At 54.5% G+C, this 1,269-nt stretch carries 1 protein-coding gene; it reads right to left on the bottom strand.

Annotated elements, in window-relative coordinates:
• Window positions 1–84 precede the first annotated feature (84 nt).
• A partial coding sequence (locus Q0341_RS07780) for a HAMP domain-containing sensor histidine kinase (RefSeq protein ID WP_299511808.1) occupies window positions 85–1,269 on the bottom strand: 1,185 nt, incomplete at its 5' end.

The raw sequence follows: 1,269 nt of genomic DNA on the forward strand, positions 1-1,269 counted from the left end.
TGGATGCAAGCTACGCTTTGGTAGTGTCATCTGTTATGAGAAGCTCAATAAGGGCGTTTGACAGTCACCGAATGGGGCCTGGGCTCAACCCAAGGCTGACGGGTCCATCAACGGTAAACGCAAAGTGAAAGCCGTGCGCAGTCCTGGCTCTGACTGAAAGGTCAGCCGTCCGCCGTGCGCCTCGACAATGGATCGGCTCAGCCACAGGCCCACCCCCATGCCCTGTGATTTGGAGGTTTTGAACAAACTGAACACATCGTCCCGGTGCTCGGCATCGATGCCTTTGCCATTGTCTTCAACTTCCAATTCCAAATGCTCATCAGACAAACGGCCACGCAATGTCAACTGCCGCGGCCCTCCAGGGCGCTCCAGCAAGACCTCAATGGCGTTGTTCAGCAGGTTCAAGATGACTTGCTGCAATTGTGTGGCGTCACCGCGCAGTCGCAAGCCCCTGTCAAATTCGGTGGTCAGCACAATGTTGGCATCTTCCATTTTGGTGCGCACCAGGTCGATCACTTCCTGCACCAGTAGGTCCAACTGAATCTCGGTGTATTCGCCTTTGCTCATGCGAAACAAGTTGCGTAATTTTCGAATGATGTCACCCGCCCGCTGGGTGTCGTTGACAATGGCATCGGCCACATTGCTCAAAATGGCCATGTCAGGCGACACCTGGTCGCGCTGGGCATCAGCCAACTTGGACTGAATCAATTCAGCGTGCAGCAAGTTGGCGGTCAGTGGCTGGTTGAGTTCATGGGCAAAACTGGCGACCAAGGCCCCCATCCCCGCGCTTTTGTTGGACAAGGTCAACTGCCGAATGATCTCTTCTCGTTCGGTGAGCAGCACACCCAGATCTTCGGAGTGCTGAAGGGCCAAGGCGGCACGCTCTTGCTCACGGGCCAGTTGCTGCTCCACAAAAATTTTGACCCGATTGTCTTGGTCGATAAAAATTTGCATGAAGCCAACGCACAGCATGATCAGCGCGGCGAATTGCCCCACGAACACGACCACTTGATCCCAAGAAAAAGCATACAGGTCGGTCGCACCCACGCCAGCCCACAAGGCCAGGGTTTTGATGCCCAGCGTGCCCGACAACACCACACCCGCCCACATCACCGAAGCAGCGCCGTTTTTGTCGTGCGTCAAGGCAATGCGTCTGCCTGAGAAAAAATACTCCAAGCAATTGATTGTGTAGTACGCATAAAAAAGCAGCATGATGGTGCTCTCTGGCGAGCCTGAGAAATGCAAGCCATAGCTGACCATCAAAAAGGC

This window comes from uncultured Limnohabitans sp. (assembly GCF_937889215.1).
Taxonomy (GTDB): domain Bacteria; phylum Pseudomonadota; class Gammaproteobacteria; order Burkholderiales; family Burkholderiaceae_C; genus Limnohabitans_A.